28 protein-coding genes and 2 tRNA genes are annotated in these 21321 nt (G+C 57.0%); 18 read left to right on the top strand and 12 right to left on the bottom strand.

What is annotated here, in order from left to right; translation table 11 throughout:
• Positions 1-483 (bottom strand): hypothetical protein, encoded by a 483-nt coding sequence (locus AXF13_RS07815; RefSeq protein ID WP_062252342.1) that lies wholly within the window; start codon positions 481-483, stop codon positions 1-3.
• Between the two features lie 198 nt (positions 484-681).
• On the opposite strand from AXF13_RS07815, the gene AXF13_RS17070 reads away from it, so the two are divergent.
• From AXF13_RS17070 to AXF13_RS07745, 17 genes are all read left to right on the top strand, one after another.
• Positions 682-1119, top strand: coding sequence for a DUF6088 family protein (locus AXF13_RS17070; RefSeq protein WP_190276391.1), 438 nt, complete (start codon positions 682-684; stop codon positions 1117-1119).
• Positions 1085-2062, top strand: coding sequence for a nucleotidyl transferase AbiEii/AbiGii toxin family protein (locus tag AXF13_RS07805; protein ID WP_190276390.1), 978 nt, complete (start codon positions 1085-1087; stop codon positions 2060-2062). Before AXF13_RS17070 ends, AXF13_RS07805 begins: the two co-directional genes overlap by 35 nt.
• Positions 2063-2082: 20 nt before the next feature.
• On the top strand, positions 2083-2832 hold the full coding sequence (locus tag AXF13_RS07800) for a hypothetical protein (RefSeq protein WP_150116099.1): 750 nt from the start codon (positions 2083-2085) through the stop codon (positions 2830-2832).
• A tRNA-Pro gene (locus AXF13_RS07795) sits at positions 2833-2909 on the top strand.
• A gap of 425 nt (positions 2910-3334) precedes the next feature.
• Positions 3335-3904 (top strand): hypothetical protein, encoded by a 570-nt coding sequence (locus AXF13_RS07790; RefSeq protein ID WP_062252335.1) that lies wholly within the window; start codon positions 3335-3337, stop codon positions 3902-3904.
• 139 nt (positions 3905-4043) lie between these two features.
• A complete protein-coding gene (locus AXF13_RS07785) occupies positions 4044-4466 on the top strand; it encodes a hypothetical protein (RefSeq protein WP_062252334.1) in 423 nt (140 codons plus the stop codon).
• A gap of 14 nt (positions 4467-4480) precedes the next feature.
• A complete protein-coding gene (locus AXF13_RS16575) occupies positions 4481-5104 on the top strand; it encodes a hypothetical protein (RefSeq protein ID WP_150116098.1) in 624 nt (207 codons plus the stop codon).
• 70 nt (positions 5105-5174) lie between these two features.
• Positions 5175-5633 (top strand): VVA0879 family protein, encoded by a 459-nt coding sequence (locus AXF13_RS15920; protein ID WP_083522004.1) that lies wholly within the window; start codon positions 5175-5177, stop codon positions 5631-5633.
• Between the two features lie 4 nt (positions 5634-5637).
• Positions 5638-5886 carry a hypothetical protein gene (locus tag AXF13_RS16570; RefSeq protein WP_150116097.1) on the top strand — a complete coding sequence of 83 codons (249 nt, stop codon included), beginning with the start codon at positions 5638-5640 and terminating at the stop codon, positions 5884-5886.
• 502 nt (positions 5887-6388) lie between these two features.
• Entirely contained in the window at positions 6389-6778 is a 390-nt protein-coding gene (locus tag AXF13_RS07770; protein WP_062252328.1) for an SPFH domain-containing protein, read from the top strand.
• 51 nt (positions 6779-6829) lie between these two features.
• Entirely contained in the window at positions 6830-7033 is a 204-nt protein-coding gene (locus tag AXF13_RS16565) for a hypothetical protein (protein WP_150116096.1), read from the top strand.
• Positions 7030-7194, top strand: coding sequence for a hypothetical protein (locus AXF13_RS17065; RefSeq protein WP_190276389.1), 165 nt, complete (start codon positions 7030-7032; stop codon positions 7192-7194). Before AXF13_RS16565 ends, AXF13_RS17065 begins: the two co-directional genes overlap by 4 nt.
• A gap of 150 nt (positions 7195-7344) precedes the next feature.
• On the top strand, positions 7345-8268 hold the full coding sequence (locus AXF13_RS07765) for a DUF5131 family protein (protein ID WP_062252326.1): 924 nt from the start codon (positions 7345-7347) through the stop codon (positions 8266-8268).
• A gap of 335 nt (positions 8269-8603) precedes the next feature.
• Entirely contained in the window at positions 8604-8969 is a 366-nt protein-coding gene (locus AXF13_RS07760) for a hypothetical protein (RefSeq protein ID WP_062252324.1), read from the top strand.
• The gene (locus tag AXF13_RS07755; RefSeq protein WP_062252322.1) at positions 8962-9651 is read left to right on the top strand and encodes a hypothetical protein; all 690 of its coding nucleotides are present in this window, start codon (positions 8962-8964) and stop codon (positions 9649-9651) included. Before AXF13_RS07760 ends, AXF13_RS07755 begins: the two co-directional genes overlap by 8 nt.
• On the top strand, positions 9651-10151 hold the full coding sequence (locus AXF13_RS07750) for a TRM11 family methyltransferase (protein ID WP_062252320.1): 501 nt from the start codon (positions 9651-9653) through the stop codon (positions 10149-10151). The genes AXF13_RS07755 and AXF13_RS07750 overlap by 1 nt, the downstream gene beginning before the upstream one ends.
• Positions 10148-10672, top strand: a complete 525-nt coding sequence (locus AXF13_RS07745) for an ASCH domain-containing protein (RefSeq protein WP_062252318.1) — start codon at positions 10148-10150, stop codon at positions 10670-10672. The genes AXF13_RS07750 and AXF13_RS07745 overlap by 4 nt, the downstream gene beginning before the upstream one ends.
• Before the next feature lie 325 nt (positions 10673-10997).
• Here AXF13_RS07745 and AXF13_RS07740 read toward each other — a convergent pair whose 3' ends face one another.
• The 6 genes from AXF13_RS07740 to hisD all read right to left on the bottom strand — a co-directional run bounded on the left by AXF13_RS07740 (position 10998) and on the right by hisD (position 16053).
• Complete coding sequence (locus AXF13_RS07740) at positions 10998-12170, bottom strand: tyrosine-type recombinase/integrase (protein ID WP_062252316.1); 1173 nt, start codon at positions 12168-12170, stop codon at positions 10998-11000.
• Between the two features lie 163 nt (positions 12171-12333).
• A tRNA-Ser gene (locus AXF13_RS07735) sits at positions 12334-12425 on the bottom strand.
• Between the two features lie 294 nt (positions 12426-12719).
• Positions 12720-12860 (bottom strand): hypothetical protein, encoded by a 141-nt coding sequence (locus tag AXF13_RS17060; RefSeq protein ID WP_009302331.1) that lies wholly within the window; start codon positions 12858-12860, stop codon positions 12720-12722.
• 10 nt (positions 12861-12870) lie between these two features.
• A complete protein-coding gene (locus tag AXF13_RS07730; RefSeq protein WP_008684971.1) occupies positions 12871-13641 on the bottom strand; it encodes an enoyl-ACP reductase FabI in 771 nt (256 codons plus the stop codon).
• 72 nt (positions 13642-13713) lie between these two features.
• Positions 13714-14601: a phosphoribosylaminoimidazolesuccinocarboxamide synthase gene (locus AXF13_RS07725; RefSeq protein ID WP_008684970.1), complete on the bottom strand. Its 888-nt coding sequence runs from the start codon at positions 14599-14601 to the stop codon at positions 13714-13716.
• 147 nt (positions 14602-14748) lie between these two features.
• Positions 14749-16053, bottom strand: coding sequence for a histidinol dehydrogenase (gene hisD, locus AXF13_RS07720; RefSeq protein ID WP_062252314.1), 1305 nt, complete (start codon positions 16051-16053; stop codon positions 14749-14751).
• Positions 16054-16280: 227 nt separating this feature from the next.
• Between hisD and grpE the strand changes: the two genes are divergently transcribed.
• Positions 16281-16907, top strand: coding sequence for a nucleotide exchange factor GrpE (gene grpE, locus AXF13_RS07715; protein ID WP_062252312.1), 627 nt, complete (start codon positions 16281-16283; stop codon positions 16905-16907).
• A gap of 193 nt (positions 16908-17100) precedes the next feature.
• Here grpE and AXF13_RS07710 read toward each other — a convergent pair whose 3' ends face one another.
• The 5 genes from AXF13_RS07710 to AXF13_RS07690 are packed head-to-tail and all read right to left on the bottom strand — an operon-like array spanning position 17101 to position 21319.
• On the bottom strand, positions 17101-17742 hold the full coding sequence (locus tag AXF13_RS07710) for a GNAT family N-acetyltransferase (protein ID WP_223300004.1): 642 nt from the start codon (positions 17740-17742) through the stop codon (positions 17101-17103).
• 40 nt (positions 17743-17782) lie between these two features.
• The gene (locus tag AXF13_RS07705) at positions 17783-18901 is read right to left on the bottom strand and encodes an HD-GYP domain-containing protein (protein WP_062252309.1); all 1119 of its coding nucleotides are present in this window, start codon (positions 18899-18901) and stop codon (positions 17783-17785) included.
• Positions 18898-19494: a PqiC family protein gene (locus AXF13_RS07700; RefSeq protein WP_062252307.1), complete on the bottom strand. Its 597-nt coding sequence runs from the start codon at positions 19492-19494 to the stop codon at positions 18898-18900. Before AXF13_RS07700 ends, AXF13_RS07705 begins: the two co-directional genes overlap by 4 nt.
• Entirely contained in the window at positions 19494-20459 is a 966-nt protein-coding gene (locus AXF13_RS07695) for an MlaD family protein (protein WP_062252305.1), read from the bottom strand. Before AXF13_RS07695 ends, AXF13_RS07700 begins: the two co-directional genes overlap by 1 nt.
• On the bottom strand, positions 20456-21319 hold the full coding sequence (locus AXF13_RS07690) for an ABC transporter ATP-binding protein (protein ID WP_062254778.1): 864 nt from the start codon (positions 21317-21319) through the stop codon (positions 20456-20458). The genes AXF13_RS07695 and AXF13_RS07690 overlap by 4 nt, the downstream gene beginning before the upstream one ends.
• Positions 21320-21321 lie beyond the last annotated feature (2 nt).

Below are 21321 nucleotides of genomic sequence, written 5' to 3'. Positions count from 1 at the left end.
TTATATCCGTCCCTTCCGGCGCAGCCATTCGAGAAACGGCACAAACCGGCGTTTTGTGAGAACCTGGATACGCCAGGTGCAGGCCAGGACCATGAGGATGCCTAAAAATGTCAGCGAAAGGGCAAAAAAGCCCTGGAGAGTTCGCCAGTAAAGGCTCTGCTGCAGCAAGAATGTTTGCCAAATGTCAAGGCCAAGCCCGAAGAGCAGCAGAAAGTATCCCATACGCCTCATCTGGCGGCGTTCTTTGAGCACAAGATCCAGATTTTCCGTGGTGATGCCCCATTGCCGCAATATCTCCGCGAAGTCTTTGCGAGTGAGCGCTTCTTCTCGGCTGATATTTTCCTGCAGCTGGTTTTTGTGATACTCGAAAAGTTTTCTCGGCCGCGGCAGCGTCCTGGCGAACCTGACGCCGTCATCAATGGCAAGAAATTTTTTTATCTGACGCCCAAGCCAGATGGCCGTTTTTTTGATTCGTGACGGCATGAGTTTTCCCTCGCCTTGTTAAAAATTCTATTTACATATAAAAAGAAATATACAGACAACGGATAGTTGGCAAGTCCCGGTTTTTTGTGAATAAAAGGAAATTAAAAAAAGACTTTTTGACAAAAAATAACTAAAATTATAAGTAGGTTATATTATAAAATGTAAAAAAGAAAAATATTAGGTTACGGAAGGTGGATTATGAAGCTGATTTTCCGGATCCGGCGAAGCATCGCCAGACGCAAAGGATCAGTGGTCCTCACACGCGATTTTTCGGGTTTTGGAAGCAAGGCGGCCGTGGCAAAGGCCCTCAGGGAACTTGTCGGTTCCAATGTTCTCTGTCGGCTTGGATACGGCGTTTATGGAAAGTTGCGATTTGTCGGGCATCTTGGCCGATACGCACTGCAGCGCCCCTTTGAGGGCATGGCTGAAGAAGCCCTCAGGCGCCTGGGCGTATCCTGCGGCCCGGGCCGGGCGCAGCGGGCTTATTTGGAGGGCAAGACAAATCAGGTTCCCATGACAGTAGCCTTTGAAGTGGGCACCCGCATTCGCAGAAAGCTCGGCCTGGGAGAGTTGAAGGTCAGTTATGAGAGAAATAGGTCGCATGGAACGCGACATGATAGAGGTTTACAGCCTTGAATCCCGCAGAGGCATACCTGCCGCCGTCCTTGAGAAAGATATTTTATTGACCGATGTCCTGCAGGCCATCTCCGAGATCAGGCCGCGAGGATTCTCCCTCGCTTTTTGCGGTGGAACGGCTCTCGCCAAGGCCTACAAAGTCATTGACCGGATGAGCGAAGATCTTGATTTCAAGGTCACTGTTCCCACATGCAGCGAAAAGCAGCTTCTCTCTTCCCTTGAAACCTCCCGGGTTCAGATCCGCGCCGCAGTGGAGCGCATCGGCTTCCCCGGCGATGATTGCCGTGCCTATAATAACAATAGATTTTTTACCTTCCGGCTCCGATATAACAGCCGTTTCAAAAGCCAGTCCGAATCCCTGCGTCCATATATTCAGGTTGAATGCATCAATATCGCGCCGGTGGAAAAGCCTCAGCTGAAGCCAATGCGCTCCATCGTGGCTGACCATTTCGACGTGGGAAAAGCCGTGGAACTCCCCTGTACGACACTGCGCGAAACGCTTGTCGAAAAAACAGTCGCCCTCCTGCGCCGCTTGGGGGACGACAGAGAGCGGAACCGGCATAATCCATATCTAATGCGCCACGTCTACGATCTCAGCCGGATCATACAAAACATCGGCCGGCCCGACGATGCGAAATTCCAGGAAATGTTCGTTCAGAAAGTCCGGCTCGACACTTGCCAATATGCCGGCATCAGCGCCGCCTTTGGGGCGGATGCCAGAAAGGCCATGAAAGCGTCTGTCATGGATCTGCGGAAGGACCCCAGACATGCACGGGATTATGAGACATCGCTCAAGGATCTGGTTCTGCACGGCGGGACGTCTTCCTACCACACGGCACTGGCGCACTTTCTTCCCCTTGCGGATGCCCTGATCAAGCGTCTGGACTTGGCCGACGCCGAGGCGGGCGTGCCTCACGCCTCCGGGATGCGCCCAAGGCACTAGTATCTTTTTAAACTCTGTTTTTGAAAAATTACAAAATTACATTGACGTTTTATGAAAAATATGAAAAATTGTCTTCACAACATGAAAAATTGAGGTTGAAAATGAAGTCGTTTGTTCCTCCACAAAACGGCGGAAAAAAGCCCGATGAGACGGTTCAGGACCAGAGCGATGAACTGTCCGGCACTTCTCCGGCCGCGGACTGGACGGATCTGGATCCGGCCGGCTCCGCTCCCGGGGTTCCGGCGGATCCGGTTCCGGGCCGCGAGGATGAGCCTCTGGAGGTTGGTCAGGTTTCTGATACAGCCGCCGCTCTTATGAAGGATCAACATGAACCCCTTCCGGAATCTGTACGGCGCCAACCAGCATTCCCCGGCCAGCCCGTCTCCGATGCTGACGGCGGTAGCGCGAGCGAAGAGTGGGAGACTGAGGCGCTTTCTGAAAGCCTTGTGGGCGACGCTGTGCAAGATGTGCCCGTGGACTCAGACCCGAGAATAAGCGCTGGGCAGATTCCGAAAGAAGAGGAAAAGCCTGTTTCTCAGGATCCAGCGCACGAGAAGGTAGGAAGGACGATGTCGGAAGAGCATACGTGTGACTGGGATGACTGGATGGCGGTGTTGGAAGCGCACCCGGGGATTTCCTATCACCAGGGGGAAATTATCCGCCTGGTCGGAGATTACAGGCCTGGGGACGCCAATGTGCTCAAGCGTGCAAAGTATATCCTTGAACGTATGATTGCCCAAGATGCCTTGAGGGCCGCCAAGAACCAGTGACGGAGCGTGGCGCAGCTTGGAAGCGCACCTGCTTTGGGAGCAGGGGGTCGAAGGTTCGAATCCTTTCGCTCCGACCATCAAAGGATACGCCGTGATCACCACCCTCTTTAAATATATGGTGACGAACCTGACCGAAACGTTTTCGTTTTCGTGCCACTTCCCCAACGCGCCGCCTCCCGCACCGTGTCAGAAGGGGCACCAAATGTCTCGGCACAAGGTTGATTCGCCACCTTGTCACGACACCGACAAGGACGCCGCCGGGCACTGCGTTAAGGCCGCAGGAAGCCAGCGAGACAAGCAAGAGTAGAACACCCTCTGACGGACATACTCCAAGGAAACATGGCCATTGTGGCCAGGCTGCAGATAAGCGGCCATGTAAAAGGCCCCCGCCCCTTGGTGAAAACTGAGGGGCGGTTTTTTTTCCTTCCCAAGAACGCCTAACACCGCGTATATTGTAATAAAAGGCGCGCCAATAAAGTTGAAACCAGCTTTGGAGGGTGTGATGATGGAAACAATTCTTTGGCGTGTCCTGCGCTTCAACAATATGCAGATCCGTTTTTTCATCCATGAAGGAAATCCATTCTTTGACGCTTCCGACATCCTTGCCATTGCGGATGCGGGTTCTCCTCTGGAAGCGAAGGAGCGTGTCAAACATCTTCCTGACACATGGCGCATGGTCTTGCCGGGCAAAAATGATGAGGTGGTGGCGGTATCTCCGGCAGGGGCCATGCTGGCCGCTATTTCCTCAAGTGCGCCTGATTTCGCGTTCTTTGAATGGTTGACCTATGCGCACGTCCTCATTGCCAAGGGGCTCGGCAGACTCGTTAAAGAAAACGACAAGGACAGCGCAAGCCAAATAGCGCGCCTGCAGCTCCATCGGGGGGAACTGGAGCGTGAGTTGTGCGCTGTGGGCATGACCCTGGGGGCGATTCGCAAGATGATCTGGGAACTCAGCCGTGATGGGGATGCGGCTAGGGTTCACATAGCTGAAGCCATGGAGCGCAAAACTGAGATGCGCGGAGCTGCGTTTACCGCTATCAGCGCTCTGTGTGGAAGCGTTCACGAAGACTGATCCCATAACATATAGGTGATTTGAAAAGGCCGGCATCCCGGCCTTTTCTTATTTTATTGAAAAATTAGTTGTAAAACTTGAAAAATTGGAATAAGAAAGTTCACACCTGATGTTAAAAACAAACCCAAAGGAGCGCGCCATGCAAAACTTTTTCTTCGCTACGAGACGCGAACTTGAAAAGAACCAGCGCATGTTCCCCCGGCTGAGCACTGATGATGCCGCGTCGGCCCTTACCGTCGAGATGGGCAAGCTGACTCGGGCCATCCATGAACTCAGCAACCATGCAGAGCCAGGGAGCGTAGCTCAGACCCGAGCGAGTATTCATGCTGAGCGCGTGGCGGGGCTGGCCTGGCGGATCTGGAGTATTCTGGAAGGCAACGCGAGCGTTCCGGTGGAAAAAAAGGACAATGCCTTGGTCCTGGGAGAGATGTTCGCGGAAGTTGATAGAGCCCGCTTGGATCCTGAAAGTGCGGCGCGGCTTTTCTGCGGCACGCTCAACCTTGAGGTAAGTGAGCCTGTCAAAGCCATGCTTCAGTCAAACGGGTCTCATCAATCTGCATAGGATGAGGGGGGAATATGAATTGGCGTAATATTCCCGGCTGGCCAGGTTACCAGATAGATGCCCGTGGCTGTGTGCGGACGGAGCGGGGCTATCAAGTGCCAATTTATGGCCAAACTTACTATTTGAAGCGTCAAGGCGTTCGCCATCGCATCTCCAGAGCGGAATTGATTCAGCTTATGAAACACCCGACGTGCGAATCTTCACCGGCTTCATTTCACGGCGATAAGGGCTTCGTGCCTATTCCTGAATGTCCGGATTACGCAATCAACCGAATGGGTGTCGTCCGCGATCCCGACGGTAAGGAGAAGGAAAGAGATCCCGACAAAAGCGGGATCCCGAATATCCTCATCAATGGCAGGCATAAGCGCCTGAACATCCTGCTTTGTCTGGCTTTTGGACCGGGTGCGGCGACCGCCGCCGGACTGCCTGAACCGGATGCGAAACGGTTTGCCCGCCGGAGTGACGATAAAGTCGCTGTGAATCCCCATTTCTCCAGAAACCTGGAGAAGAAACAAGGGCGATGCTGTCATGATTGCGGCCGCCCCACGCGTGATTATCGTTGCCCGGCATGCTGGCGCAAGCTTCGCGGATTCAGCGCGGAAGAGGCCGCAGCTCATGAAACTCCCTTTGCTCTGTAATTCCAACAGGGGAATCCGTCATGTCGTTCTGCACGGACGGTTTGTGTGAATGAAATCAACTGGAGCTGTTATGGAAATCCGGCAGATCACCTGGGCGGAATTGGAAGCCAGGCTTGAAGCACAGGGTGTGCCGTATGAGCATTATGCCTTTAAATGTGCTCACTGTGGCCATGTCCAGAGTCCGGTCTCCTTGGCTAAGCATATGAGCCCTGATGCCGCTCTGCAAGCGGTCTACTCTGCCTGTGAAGGTTGCTTCACCAAACTGAGTTTCCGGAAAAACAAAGAAGTCGGCTGCAGCTGTCGTCTGACTGGGAATGCATTTCCACATAAACTCGAAGTCCTGAAAGATGGCGCTCAAATCCCGATTTTTGAACCAGCTAGCGCTGCGGAAGCTCAGGAGCTCATGCAGAAGAACATGGCCTTCGTGCGTAGGTGCCGAGTTTGCGGCTGCGATAATTTTCATGCCTGTCCAGGGGGCTGCTATTGGATCGAGAAGGATCTCTGTTCTGCCTGCGAAGGTAAAGGATAATACTATGAGCAAAGCAGAGTTTTCTACAGGTCAGATGGACAATTTTGCAAGAATTTACTCCAAACGAGCTCTAAATAACTGTAATGCAGCACCTGAAGGCATGAGCGAACTCACAGAAACACAGATTTGGAGAGCAGCGTCCGAGCAACAACGGACAATCATAGTTCGTGATATTAAAAGAATTGCACGAGGTTTATTTATTAACGCCGGATACAGCTTGGAAATAGTGAATAAAAATATTCCCAATAATTAATTGGAAATAAGGCGAGGAGCAGAGTTTATGGCACGTAAAATATCGCATCTTCATGATGGCCATAAGCGGTTGGAAAGATCTATGTCGACGTTTTGGATAGAAAACGGAATTTCGTTTCCCTGGTCTTTCAATCTCTATCTATATTGCTGCAATGGGGCTGGTGTCCATTGCCACGGCAATGCCTCCCGTAAGGCTTGGATGCTTCAACGTCATGGGGAGGCTGCTGAATCTCTCCGTGCCGCAACTCGCACTGCTTTCATGCGGACAGGGAGATAGCCCATGACCATAGACGGCCCGCGCCTAGTGCGCTGCGAAGACGTGCGCGTGCTGGGGCGTGGAGAGTTGTAGTGATTTGCTCCCGTGGCCGTGGAGACTCCGGCGAGGCTCTAGCCGGGGAAAAGTGCAACGGCGGGGCGATGCCTTCACCGTCCTCATGTCAATCCCTGAGCAGCCATGCCGGGCGGCGTTGTAGTCCGGCTTAATTCAACTCACGGGAGTTATTATGTCTGCCTTTCTTGGGACAGTCGGAACATTTTTTCTTGTAGCCCTTGTAGCTTTGGGGATGTGGGGTTGCCCGCGTTATGACGTTTATCAACAAAACCTTAAAGGAGAGGCCGAGCTGGCAAGGGCGACCCAAAACCGGCAGATCAAAATCCAAGAGGCCAAGGCCGAGCAGGAAAGCGCGCAAATGAGGGCTGCGGCGGAAGTCGAGAGGGCCAAAGGCGTAGCTGAGGCCAACAAGATCATTGGCGACAGCCTGCGCGGCAATGAAGCCTACCTCCGTTATCTGTGGATACAGGGATTGCAGGAAGGTGCAACTCCCCAGGTGGTCTATGTCCCCACGGAAGCTGGGCTGCCGATTCTGGAGGCTGGCCGCACCAACGGAAAATGATCTTTCGGCAAGCGCGGCGCGAATCGGGGCTAGAATCTTGGAGAATAAGAAATGAAAACTGAACACCTGAATGAAGAAGTCGATGTTTTAGCGCGCTGTCTGGCTAATGCGTGTGTACGTGCTGGCAATATCCAGAATTGTTTCCTGGATGGCGTATGTCCGCATAACGTTAACTGCCGCGAGGTCTCAAGCGTGCTGTGGAAGATTTTCGCCAGCGACTATGTGGTGAACGAACGCGAAAGGAGATCACTATGAATATCGTGAGAAATAAAGAAGAAATCGACCGCGTTGAAAACTGGGCGGCGGAAGGTTTTGACAACGGCAGCCACTACCCCGGCATGAGCTATGAGCAGGGCGTCATGGATGTCCTTGCTTGGCTCCGGGGAGATAGCAACCACGCCCCCGACGAAGACTAATCCTCCCCTCTGACCGCTCGAGTCCCAGGACGTGGGCGGGATTGAGCGTGGGCGCGCCGCGCGTCTGGGAACAGGCCGAGAGGCGACAGCAGGGTGTCATCAAACTCAACCCCGGAGAGCGCCCTCTCCCGGGAAAAAACGGGAATACCTGTGACCACCAAAATCGAATGGGCCGACATGACCATAAATCCGGTTGTGGGCTGCTCCCCCTGTTCGCCGGGCTGCGATAACTGTTACGCTGAGCGCTTTGCTGCGCGGCTGGCGAAGAATCCCAAGACGGCCAAAAAATACTCGGGCGTAGTGGACGAGAAAGGCAAGTGGACGGGCGTTATAGATTTCGATGTGTCCTGCTTGGTCAAGTTACCCAGGAAACCGAAACGCATTTTTGTGGGTAGCATGTGCGATCTGTTTCACGACTCCGTGATGGACACCCATCTAGAACAGATCGTGGGGCATATCGGCCTCACGAGAGACAACGCCCATCACACATTTATGCTTCTTACAAAGCGTCCAGAAAGAATGCGTGATTTCTTTACACGATGGGAACCATACCGAAAAGTTACCAACGTCTGGCTCGGCGTCACGGTCTGTAACCAGGCCGAGGCCGACGCCAAAATTCCCGTTCTGCTCCAGACTCCGGCGGCTGTCCGGTTCGTCAGCGTGGAGCCATGCTTGGGGCCGGTGGATTTACGTGGAAAGCTTTGCCACTGGACGTGCCCTGACGGTTCCGGGAGTTGGTTTTCTCCGGTGTCGGGAAAAGTCCATCATCGTTTGCTCGACTGGGTCATTTGCGGCGGCGAAACCGGCCCCGGCGCGCGGCCCATGCATCCTGATTGGGTGCGTGACCTGCGAGACCAGTGCCAGGGCGCGCGCGTCCCGTTTTTCTTCAAATCTTGGGGGGAGTGGGCTCCCAATTGCCTTTGCGGGGCCAAAAGGCCTCACCCAATTATCCAACGGCCCACGCCTGGGCATGTGGGATGTATGTTTAAATGCGGCAAGCGCCGCGCTGGCCGTCTGCTCGACGGGCGCACATGTGACGAGTTTCCGGAGGGAGGGAGAGCCTATGCTAACTGACGCTGAACTGAAGTGGCTGGAAGAGCGGCAAAATATATGTTTGCGCTGTCGTGATCGCAAATATTGTCGCACAGGAAAGAAGCACGGATACAACACAAGAAACTGTCGTTTCTGGAAGATAACTGTCCTTGGGCCATTTTCATTGAGTTATCCCATAAACAATTACGAGGACGCCGCCAAGTTTGAGGCTCGGGTGGGGGCATATATCGCATTCTGGAGCCAGCATATGCAGTGTCCTACGCGGACAAGCTGTAGAGCGCAGAGAATTTCAGAGTGCGTTGCGTGCTGGCTGAAACATGCCCGCATCGCCGTCGAAGCCGAAATGGAGGCTGAAAATGACCGCTGACGAATTGCTGGCCGACCTGGAAGCAAAGGCTCAAGAGGCGGAGCAAGGGGAATGGAAAGCTATAACCAAAGAGTTCTTCGGTGACGTCAGCAGTGAAGTGGAAGTAAAAAGCAGCGGGACTGTCGCTTATGATTTGAATCCCGACGACGCGGCATTTATCGCCGCAGCCAATCCTGCCACCGTCCTGCGGCTGGTGGCCATGGTGCGGTGGCTGGCGGGACAAGGTGATTATGTCTGCCCCCCTGAAAAGTTTCGCACCGTCGATTGCCCCGAAGTACAGAGAGAAGAATTTTGTCCCTGCAAACGTTGCTGGGCTGAGGCCGCCTACAACGCCACGGAGGCCAGCCATGACTGATAAACAAAAAAACAAGGTAAGCGAAATCGCTCGGCTTATGGGAGCCCCACATCCCTGTGATAACGGGGTGTCATATGACGAGCCACAATGTGGCCGGTGCAACACAAGCAGAGCCGTTGTAGTTTACAGGGCCCATGTCGAACCGCTGGAATGCGAACTTCTGCGGCTGCGGGCCGAGCTGGAACAGTATAAAGATAGCATCCAGTCACTACGATATGTGGCTAATAAAACATTGGTAGATTGCAATTTTCGCATAAAAGAAAACATATCATTAAAAGAAGAAGTTCTGCGCATACAGGCTGAGAACGTTCGGCTGAAAGAAGAGCTGGAGAACGCTTTGCATGTCAATGGACTGCGCCTTGCGGAGATCGCCAAGACACTATTCACAGGAATGGTAGAAGGAATCTCGGGATCGGGAGATTCTGAAAGCGTAAGGGTTCAGACTGGCGCGACATGCGTACATTGCAATGCCTGCTTCACCAGCGCTGAAGATGCAATCGCACATGACAAGGTGTGTCCCAAGCATCCGGCGAATATCAGAGCTGAACTGCTGGAAAAAGAGGCCGAGTGGCTGGCAAACCGCCTGTGCATTCAGAGCGCGCGAGATATTGAACCTCAGACGCGTGACCAAAATCCGGAATGGTGGCGCGAAGCCGCCCGCAAGGCTGTGGAGGAGTCCTGATGCAGGAGCAATGCACCTTACTGCCCCAAATCCTTGATCCCTGCTGCGGCGGCCGTATGTTCTATTTTGATAAGCACGATCCCCGTATACTGTGCTGCGACATTCGCCGGGAAGAGCATGTGCTTTGTGATGATAGGATTTTTACGGTCTGCCCGGACACGGTGGCAGATTTTCGAGCGCTTCCGCATGCCGACGCAAGTTTCCACCTTGTAGTCTTTGATCCTCCGCATCTTGAGCGGTGTGGACCCCAATCCTGGCAGAGGAAGAAGTACGGTAAGCTCACAAAGGGCGCATGGCGCGACGATCTATCAGCCGGGTTCAAGGAGTGCTGGCGGGTGCTCAAGCCCGGAGGGACACTGATTTTTAAGTGGTCCGAGACGCAGATCAGCGTGCAGAAGGTGCTGACATGCTTCCCGCAGCGCCCCGTCTTTGGGCACACGACGACGGCGAATCTCAAAACTCATTGGATGGCATTTTACAAGGCCGTGAAGCAAGCATGAAAGAGAGTCCGATACCCTTCAAGGGCGACATGGTCAGAGCGATCCTGGCCGGGCAGAAGACGCAGACGCGGCAGACGGTTGTGCCTCCCACTAGAACGAGAGGGAATCATGGCTCCATCTGCCCCTACGGCCAGCCCGGCGACCGCCTGTGGGTCAAGGAAACCTTTTACAGATATTACCCCTCAGAAACGTGGCCCGAACCAAAGGCCCTGTACAGGGCGGACGGGATCACCCTTTGTGACAAAGACAGCGAAGGAAAAAAACAGCGCTGGACGCCCTCCAGCCACATGCCCCGCATCCTGTCCCGCATCACCCTTGAGATCACCGACATCCGTGTGGAGAGGGTGCAGGATATCAGCGAGGAAGATGTCCAGGCGGAAGGTTTCAGCGACAGGCCCGCTTCTAAGAACAAATTCCGTATTGCCTGGGATTTACTGTACTGGAAACGCGGCCTTGGCTGGTCCGTAAACCCGAGGGTCTGGGTGATTACTTTTAAGCGGGTGGAAAATAGAAATGAGTAACATCTGCATTAAGCTCAACATCAACGATCTCGAAAAATACCTGTTGGACTCGGTGAAGAGTACAACAAAGCAAAATGATAACAAACTTACATTGAACTGACTGGAGCAAAAGGTATGAATGGAGAGAATAAAAATAAATTGGGTACCGCTTCCCGGCTCCTTGAGTTACCGCGGGAAGGACGCTGTCGGCCGGCACAAGTTGCCTGCGTCATGGGCATATGTAGAGCGACACTCTACAATCGGATTAGGGAAGGGAAATTGCCGCCATTGCGTAAAGATGGAGAGCGGATCTCGTTCTGGTTTGTTGAGGAAATTCGTCCTTATCTCAGGACGCCAGACCCGATTGATGCGCAAGGCTAAGAGCATCAAGATAGTCAGCCCATTCCTGCATCATTTTTACGCGTTTTTCCCAGTATTGGGCTCTGTTGTATGTTGCCCGGACGGCATCCTTGCTGACATGCGCCAACTGGATTTCGATAACATCAAAATCATAGCCTTGCTCATTCAGCAGGGTAGACGCCATGCTTCGGAAACCGTGCGCGGTCATTTCCGATTTGGTGAATCCCATGGTGCGCAATGCCGCAGAAACCCCGTTTTCAGACAAGGGTTTGCCAGGTCGTGGGGAAGGGAATAGCCATATGTCGGAACGGCGCTGAGCCCGCAATATCTCAATAATACTCATACACTGCGCTGACAACGGTACGCGATGCTCCCGGCGCATTTTCATCTTCTCGGGCGGGATGCGCCATTCCTGTTTATCCCATACGATTTCACGCCACTCAGCGCGGCGCACTTCTCCAGGCCTGCAAAAAGTATAGGCTGACCACAGCATGGCCAGGCGTACCGCTCCATAGCCTTCGTAGCCCTTGATGGCCGCCATCAGCCTCCCCACCTCTTTGGGGTCTGTGATTGCAGCAAAGGATTTAACGGGCTTTGAAGCCAGGACGCCTCTCAGATCGCGACATGGATCAGACTGCACATGGCCACATGCTACCCCGTATCGGAAAATCCTGGAACAAATGCTCAGAACCTTGGCCGCCGTTTCGTGCTTTTCCTGCCGCTCCAGGGGCGTAAGAATTCTTTCTAGTATCTGCGGAGGAGTAATTTCGGTAAGTTCGGCGTCTCCGATTCCTGGATATATCAGGCGATCAAGCCTGGTCGAAACCTCTTTGAAGTAGGTTTCACTCAACGTGAGTTTCTGTTTTCGGAGCCATTCTGCTGCCACAGCGCGAAAGGCTTTGCTTGCCGCCTTCTTGGGAGTGATTTTGTGGGACAGCTTTTCTTTGACGTCGAGGAGTTCTTTTCGAGCTTCGCGCAGAGATATCTGCGGATACGTTCCCAAGGTCAGGCGTTGCTCTTTTTTGTCTTTGCGGTATTTAATGCGCCAAACTTTCGTGCCGGTCGGCAGCACTTCAATGTAGAGGCCGCCACCGTCAAATATTTTGTAGGGCTTGTCCTTGGGCCGCAACGCCTTGATAGCAGTGTCGGTCAGGGGCATGTGGGGGCATCTCCTTGGCATGGGGGAATGATGCCCCTATTCTTGCCCCCAAATAGAGCTGGCTGTCAATCGACTACCTTGGACGCTAATGACAGTGAACAGGCCGGAAATAAAAGAAGACCAAGGTTTTTAAGACAACCTTGGTCTTCTTTAAAAAATCATCTGGCGGAGAGGGTGAGATTCGAACTCACGGTACGCTATTAACGTACACACGATTTCCAATCGTGCTCCTTAGACCAGCTCGGACACCTCTCCGTGGATGGGCGAATGCTGGCACCCGCCCGTAAAGCCGAATCTGTATATGCTAAAACCGTGTCAGCCGCAAGCAAAAAGTGCGGTCTGTGCTACTATAACTTGTCCGGCGGCTTGCCGCCGGGGGGCGTATCGCTTTTTTCCCTCCACCGGAGGTGATTGATATTTGGCGCTCACGGGCTGTGATTGGCGAAGGGCGTGCCTTCACAGCCTTTTTTGAACAGCCAGGCCAGAGCCAGCACAATCACAATCGCCAGAATGCTCCAGAACATGGCGTTTTCCCCGGCGTCGGCCGGTTCAGGACTTGTCCTTCTTGTTGTCGTCGTCCTCAGAGCGCGGCGGACGTTTTTTACCGCCTTGCGCGCCGCGCTGGAAGGCCCAGAGCCCGAATGCGGCCAGTAGGGTAATGCCCAGAGCGTTGAGGGTCAGATAATCCATACCGCCGCCGTCAGGCCGAAATGCCGATCTGGTTGAAGCCGCTGTCCACGTAGATGATTTCACCGGTGACCGCGTGGGACAGCTCCGAAGCCAGGAAGACCGCCGCGCCGCCCACATCCGTGGTGCTGACGTTGCGGCGCAGGGGGGCGTGGGCCTCCACATGGTTGAAGATGTCCTTGAGGCTGGACACCGCCGAGGCGGCCAGGGTTTTGATGGGCCCGGCGCTGAGGGCATTGACGCGCACGCCCTTGGGGCCCAGATCATAGGCCAGGTAGCGCACCGAGGCTTCCAAGGCGGCCTTGGCCACGCCCATGACGTTGTAGCCGGGGATGATCTTGGTGGAGCCGTGGTAGGTCATGGTGATCACTGAGCTGCCGTCGTGGAGCAGGGGCTCGAAGGCCCGACAGAGCCCGGTGAGCGAATAGGCGGAAACCTCCAGGGCCAGCTTGAAGCCGTCGCGTGAGGTGTCCACAAAGCGGCCCACCAGATCCTGGCGGTTGGCAAAGGCCACGGAATGCACGAGGATGTCCAGATCGCCCCATTTTTCCTTGACCAAGTCGGCGGCGGCCTGAATCTGGGCGTCGTCGCAGACGTCGCACTGGAAGGTAAATTCCCCGCCGAGTTCCTCGCTCAGGGGCTCCACACGCTTTTTGATGGCTTCGCCCACATAGTTGAAGGCCAGCCGGGCCCCCTGGGCTTTGAGACATGAGGCTATGCCGTAGGCAATGCTTCTATTGTTGGCGAGCCCCATGATCAGGGCTTTTTTACCTTGCAGCAGCATGGCTTCTCCTTAAAAACAAGCCGGCGCGCCGGCCTTCGGTTAATGAATGTTGGTCCTGCGGGTGCGAGCCCGTTAAATTTCGCTGGTCAGAATCTCGTAGGCTTCCTTGTAGCGTTCCGCCGTGGCCTGAATGACTTCTTCGGGCAGGTGCGGCGGGGGCGGCTGCATATTCCAGGGCTGCTTCTTGAGCCAGTCGCGCAGATACTGCTTGTCAAAGCTGGGCTGGCCCTGTCCGGCCTTGTACTGGTCAGCGGGCCAGAAGCGCGAGGAGTCGGGCGTGAGCACTTCGTCAATAAGGTGCAGGCTGCCGTCTATGAAGCCGAATTCAAATTTGGTGTCCGCCACGATGATGCCGCGCCCGGAGGCATAGGCGCGCCCGGCCTCGTAAATGGCCAGGGAGGTTTTTTCCGCCAGACGGGCCGTGTCCTCGCCCAGCAGGCGGGCGGCTTCGGCCACGCTGATGTTTTCGTCGTGCTGGCCCAGTTCCGCCTTGGTGGAGGGGGTGAACAGGGCGGGCTCAAGTTTGTCCGACTCGCGCAGGCCCTCGGGCAGCCTGTAGCCGCAGAGCTGGCCCGTGGCTTGGTAGTCTTTCCAGCCGGAACCCGTGATGTAGCCGCGCACGATGCATTCCACCGGCAGGGGCTTAGCCTTGCGCACCAGCACGGCGCGGCCTTCCAGCTCGTCCTTCCAGGGGGCCAGGGCGGCTGGGAAGCGGTTTACGTCGCTTTCCAGCAGATGGTTGGGGATGATGTCCTTGAATTTATCCATCCAGAACAGGGTGATCTTGTTCAGGATCACGCCCTTGTAGGGAATAGGCTCGCTCATGATCACGTCAAAGGCCGACATGCGGTCCGTGGTGACGATGAGCAGGGTTTTTTCGTCCACATCGTAGATGTCGCGCACTTTGCCGCGCGAAAGCAGAGGATAGGCGGTGATGTCCGTTTTGACGACGACTTTCATATGGGCTCCTGTTGTGCCGCTAGAGCATTTTCACAATGAAAATTACCCTGTACTGTTAAAATGCTCGGCCTTGTGAAACAAGGCCCGCAAGATTTCCGTAGGCGGGCTTTGCCCTCCGTAAAGCGGAAATCTCAAGCGTGCTATGCTCTATTTGTGCCGGCGGGCTTCCACCGAGCGGGCATGGGCCTCCAGGCCTTCCAGACGGGCCAGAGCGGCGATGGCCGGGGCATTTTGCAGCAGGAAGGCCGACGAGGCGGCCACGATGCTGGTTTTTTTGCAGAAGGTCTGCACGGAAAGGGCCGAGGAAAAACGCGCCGTGCCCAGAGTGGGCAGCACATGGTTGGGACCGGCGTAATAATCGCCCACGGCTTCGGGGCTGTGCTGCCCCATGAAGACCGCGCCCGCATGGCGGATGTGCGGCAGCACGGCCCAAGGGTCGCGGGTGCAGATTTCCAGATGCTCCGGGGCCACGCGGTTGGCCACGGCCACGGCCACACTGAGGTTGGGCACCACCACGATAGCGCCCCAGTCCATGAGCGAACGCCCGGCGATCTGAGCCCTGGGCAGGCTTACGTACTGGTTGTCCAGTTCCTGCTGCAGGCTTTCGGCAAGGCGGGGATCGTCCGTGACGCAGATGGCCGAAGCCAGGGGGTCATGCTCGGCCTGAGAGAGCATGTCCGCCGCGATCCAGCTCACATTGGCCGACGAATCGGCCAGGACCAGCACTTCGCTGGGACCGGCGATCATGTCGATGCCCACTGTGCCCTGAACCAGACGCTTGGCCGTGGTCACATAAATATTGCCCGGTCCGGCGATGACGTCCACCGGCGGCAGACTCTGCGTGCCGTAGGCCAGGGCCGCGATGCTCCAGGCCCCGCCCACGCGGTAGACTTCGTCGATATCCAGCAGATGGGCGGCAGCCAGAATGTGCGGGTTAACGCTGCCGTCCTTGCGGGGCGGCGTGCAGACGGCCAGACGCGGCACGCCCGCCACCTGGGCCGGAATGGCGTTCATCAGCAGGCTGGAAACCAGGGGCGTGTTGCCGCCCTGGCCGCCCGGCACGTACAGGCCCACGGCGTCCACGGGCAGAACCCGCTGACCCAGGATGCTGCCGTCCGGCCGGGTCAGAAACCAGGATTTCTCCAGCTGGGCTTCGTGGAAAGCGCGGATGTTGGCGGCGGCCCCGCTGATCTGCTCCCGGCTTTCCACGGAAACCGATGCCGCGGCGCGGGCGATTTCCTGTTCGCTTACGCGCAGGGGCGGGGCGAAATCCGGGCAGTCGAAACGGCGGGTAAAGTCAACAAGGGCTTCGTCGCCCTTGTCCCGCACGGCGGCCAGAATGTCCCGCACGGCATTTTCAACCCCGTCACCGGGGTTGCTGCGGCCCTGCAGCCACTGGGCGGCTTTGGGCCATTCCTGTTCGTTCTGCAGGGTCAGAATACGGCATGTCATAGGCAAGTCCTCTCAGCAATCGGGACAATATACAGAAGGGCCGCGAGAATGTCGAGGCGCATGCTGGGTATTGCCTGCTGGAGAAGCGTCCGGAGCTCCGGCAATGTCCTGCGCGCGCCGCCGCATCTTGACAGCACGGCGCGGCGACCTTACTCAATACAGATATACACCGTCATGAAGCATCCATCGGGATGACGTTTTCAGGGCGGCACGTTTCAGGAGGAAGCATGCGGCGTCATACGATGCAGTCATATATGCGGTCGGCCCAGGCCGGTGAGGAATTTCAGGACGAGGCCGGTGAAGGCCGTCCGGAGCAGGAGGGCATGAGCCCGGATAACAACGGATGGGATAACGCCTTGCGCGACGAAGCCCTTATGCCGGAAGACGCGGGCGCCGCGGCGGACCAAGCCCAGGCTGACGCCGAGGCGCGCCTCAAGGCCGAGGTTGAGGAACTGCGCCTGCGCGCCGCCGCGGAAATGGAAAATTTCAAAAAGCGTCTTACCCGGGAACATCAGGAACAGATGCGTTACGCGGCCGAAAACGTGCTCAGCGATCTGTTGCCCACGCTGGACAATCTGGATCTGGCCCTGCAATACGGCAGTAAGCACGAAGCCTGCAAGGACATGCTTCAGGGCGTGGCCATGACCCGCAAGCTGTTGCGGGAGGCGGTGACGAAGCACGGTCTGACGCCGCTGGGCGAAGAGGGCGAGGAATTCAACCCGGAAGTGCATGAAGCCGTGGGCTTTGATGCCCGGCCGGATTTTGCCTCCGGCGCTGTGGCCCGCGTGCTCCAGCGGGGCTACAAGCTGGGCGACCGTCTGCTGCGCCCGGCCAAGGTGATGATCAATCAGTAAGAACGATTTGCCCCGGCGCGACGACGAGCGCTGATCTGGTTAGCGCAAGCGGAACTCCTGGGGGCAATACGGTTTTTATCCGGAAAATGCCCGGTTCGCCGGGCATTTTCCGCGTTGCGGGCTGCCTTCGGTCGCTTTGCCGGAATGAATCCTTTGAAACGTGTAGCGTTTCAAAGGTAATCTGCTCTAAAGATCAGCGCGCAGATGCGCCCGCGCTGCTTTTCGCGTTGTAGTATAGTCTTTTTTCAAAAAAGAGATGCCTATCGTGAGCAATCAACCCGCCGACCTTCATGCTGGTAGTCCCCGCCAGCTCAAACCCCAGCTTCCTGTATAAGGAAACAGCGGGAATGTTTTGTGAGCCTGTGTCAAGTCTGACTGCCTCGCATGAACGCTGTTTGGCTATTTCCAGCGCGTAATTTACAAGTGACGAACCAATGCCTTTTCCTGCCATGCCGGGGCGTACAATAACCAGATGGATGACCATTACTTTTTCGTCTGCCGCCCGACTCGGCCAGTTTATTTCCCCATATTCATCCGGCTGCCGCGTATCGGCAATGATGCTGCCCGCCAGAATATCGCCCTCTTCGCATACAAATAAGGCCCCGGCCAGCAAAGCTCTCTTCGCGTCTTCTATTGTTGGATAAACCCCCTCCTGAAAGACGGTAAATGCGCCGTGTTCTCTTTCATGTAAAAAATGCTCCTGATATCCTTCTTCTATATGATCCAGATCCGCGGCGACTGCCTGTCTCAGCATTTTGTTCTCCTCTTGAAAAACAAGCTGGAAAAGCCGATGAACGCCCTGTTCATCAACTTTTCCAGCGTCGTTATTCCACATTGAAGCGGACGGCAACGGCTCAAACCATGACTATTTCTTCTTACACGGGGGCGTCGACGCGCTTGTCTGCGTCATCCTGATCGGAATAGCGCTCCGCAATGTCCCGGAACCGGTTCTGGATGGTTGCGAAGGCGTCCACCACATCCGGAGCGAACTGCGTGCCGCGTCCGGCCAGGATGATTTTAGCGGCCATCTCATGATTCATGGGCGGCTTGTAGACGCGCTGGCTGCGCAGGGCGTCGTAGACGTCGGCCACGCTCATCAGCCGGGCCGAAAGGGGAATCTCATCGCCTTTGAGCCCGCGCGGGTAGCCCTTGCCGTCCCAGCGTTCGTGATGGCAATAGGCGATATCGCTGGCAACCCGCAAAAAGGAATTGCCGCCCAGCACCTGCTCGGCCGAAGCCAGCACTGCGCGTCCGCGTACGGTATGCTCCTTCATGGCCTCGTACTCTTCGTCCGTGAGTGGTCCCGGCTTTTGCAGCACGGCGTCGGCAATGGCCACCTTGCCCACGTCGTGCAGAGGCGCGGACAGATAGAGCCAGGAAATGGCGTCCGCATCAAGACGGTCCGCGTATTGGGGCAGGGTAGCCATATATTCGGCCAGAGCCCGGACGTAATTCTGGGTGCGTTTGATGTGCGCGCCGGTTTCCGGGTCGCGCCATTCGGCCAGGCTGGCCATGGCGTGAATGGTGGCTTCCTGGGTCAGGGCCAGCTGCCGGGTGCGTTCGTCCACCAGTTCCTTGAGATGGTCGCGATAGCGTTTGAATTCCAGCTGGTTGGCCACGCGGCTGCGCACCAGCGAAGCCTGAAAGGGCTTTTTGATATAATCCTGCGCGCCCAGGGAAAGGCCCTCGGCCTCGTCGATCTCCTCGTTCTGGGCTGTGATGAACATGACCGGGATGTCGCGGGTGCGCGCCGACTCCTTGAGCCGGCGGCAGACTTCATAGCCGTTCATGCCGGGCATGATTACGTCCAGCAGGATAAGATCCGGCGTGGGTTTGCCATCGGCCAGACGCAGGGCGTCCCGGCCGTTTTTGGCAAACATGATGGTATAGTCCCCGCGCAGGCTTTCACTCAGAATGCGCAGGTTTTCCGGCGCGTCGTCCACGATCAGCACGCGGCTGGGCGCGGGAGCGGCGTCGGAAACAACGGCGCTCATGACTTTTTCCCGCGCATCAGCGGCGGCAGCTTTTCGGCCAGATAGTCCGCCATACGGCGCACCAGACGGCTTTCCGCGCCCACCAGCAGGTCGTAGGTTTTGCCCCGCACCATTTCCTCGGAGGCGTAAATGCCTCGGCCGAGGATGGCGTTGTCCCTGTTCCGGAGCGTCCAGCGCGTTTCCAGCACGGCCTTGTCGTCAAAATTGCCGTCCAGGCGCTGCACGTCCAGCAACAGGGTGAAATCGCCGCTGCTTTCGTCGCCGGAGGGCAGCACATTGATGCCCTCGGCCAGCAGCGGCGGGGTCAGCACCTCCTGGGTGACGCGGCGCACGCCGTTGCTGACGGGTTCGGCCCAGGCGTGGAACTGGGCCACGATCACCTGGGTCTGGCCGTCCACGCGGCTGACAATGCCGCCGCGGTCCAGATACTCCGGTACGCAGACCTGGGCCACGCGCAGGCTTTTGGCGGGCAGGCCGTCGGCCTGCACCGGCCCCAGCGAGCTCTCCAGCAGATAGTAGTTGGTGGGCGTGCTGCGGCCGCAGGCGGTCAGCAGGGTCAGCAGCGCGGCCAGAAGAAAGATACGGCGTGACATCAGCGTGTTCCTTTTCTGCCCTTGAGCAGGGCTTCCGGGTTGCGTTCAAGCAGGTCCGCGAGATCGCGCAGCGCACGGGCCGCTGCGGTGCTTTCCTTGAGCAGGCGGCGCAGATCGTTCATGGCGGGCGAGTCGCGTCCCAGCACATCTTGGGCCGAGCCCGAAACCCTGCGCAACTGGTCGGCGGCCTGGGCCATGTTGGTCATGGCCTCGCGGAAGGCCACCAGCGCGCCGGGCAGTTCCTGGCGCACGGCACGGGCCGCGCCGTCGATCTGCTGCAGGGCGCTGTCCGCCGCATTGCGCAGGGGGCTGTCCTTGAGCATCCGCTGCGCCTCGGCAAAGGTGCCGGCAAAGGCGGCGATGCCTTCCTTGAGCTTGCCGTCGGCCAGGGCCTGGGCCAGATCTTCCAGAATGGAATCCAGCGAATGGACCATTTGTTCCAGAGGCAGTTTGGCCAGGGTGCGCTGGAGCGTATCAATGGGCGAGGGAATGGTGGGAATTTCCAGATCCGGCGTGGAGGAGCGGAAATTGGCCGGAGTGTCCGGGTGGAAATCCAGCTCGATGCGGTATTGGCCGGTGATCAGGCTTTGCAGTTGCAGCCGGGCGCGCAGGCCGCGCTGGACCATGCGGCGGACGATCTCCTGCTGAAAGGCCTCGGAGATGCCTCTGCCCCCGGCGCGCACAATGCTTTTTTCGTCAATGCGGATGTGCACCGGGATGGTCACGTTGGAATCGCGCGAGTTGGCTACCAGGCTGATCTGGGTGACGCTGCCCATGGGCACGCCGCGGAAGACCACGGGCGCGCCGATGGAAAGGCCGCTCACCGAGCCGTCAAAATAGAGCACGTACTCGAGGTCGTTGCTGAACAGGCGGCTCCCGGCCAGCAGAACCAGGCCCAGGGCAAAGAGACCGATGCCGCCGAGCACAAAGGCGCCCACCATGGTTTTGTATGCTTGTGAAGTCATTCTGACGTATCCTTGTCGGGCGTGGCTGCCCCGGCGTCGTCACGGGCGGAGTCCTCTCCGCGGCGTTCGCCGCCTCTGGTCAGGAAGAGCAGGGCGCGCTTCTCGGTATGGGGATCGCGCACCAGTTCGTTGGGATTGCCCCTGGCTGTGACAGAACGGGTCTGCGCGTCCAGAAAAATGCTGTTGCTGGCAATGGCGAAAATGCTGGCCAGTTCGTGAGAGACGATCACAAAGGTGGTGCCCAGCGTGTCCCGCAATTCCAGAATCAGCTCGTCCAGCAGGTGGGAGCTGACCGGGTCCAGACCGGCCGAGGGCTCGTCCAGGAAGAGGATCTGGGGATCCAGGGCCAGGGCGCGGGCCAGACCGGCGCGCTTGCGCATGCCGCCGCTGATTTCCGAGGGATAATAATCCTCAAATCCGGCCAGCCCGGCCAGGGCCAGCTTGAGCGAGGCCTGTTCGCGGATTTCCTCGTCGTCCAGATCCGTATACTGTTGCAGGGGCAGGCCCACGTTTTCGGCCAGGGTCATGGAGCTCCATAACGCCCCGCCTTGGAAGAGCACGCCCGCGTGGCGCATGATTTTCCGGCGCACGTCCTCGCCGCCGCCCCAGAAATCCGTGCCCCCGTAAAGCACTTGCCCGGCCTGGGGGGGCTTGAGTCCCATGAGCACCCGCAGCAACGTGCTTTTGCCGCATCCCGAACCGCCCATAATGAAAAAAACGTCTCCGGCGCGCACGTCGAATTCCACATTGCGCATGAGCACAAAGGAGCCGTAGCCCACTTGCAGGCCGCGCACGCTGACCCGGATCTCGCGTTCGCCCGGCCCGGAGCCGCCCGCCGTTTGGGTGTTGTCTTTGCCCATGC

Origin of the sequence: Desulfovibrio fairfieldensis (assembly GCF_001553605.1) — a bacterium.
In the GTDB taxonomy this organism is placed as follows: Bacteria; Desulfobacterota; Desulfovibrionia; order Desulfovibrionales; family Desulfovibrionaceae; genus Desulfovibrio; species Desulfovibrio fairfieldensis.
Note: the sequence above shows the minus strand (reverse complement) of the source record. Positions and strands in the feature narration are given on the sequence as shown.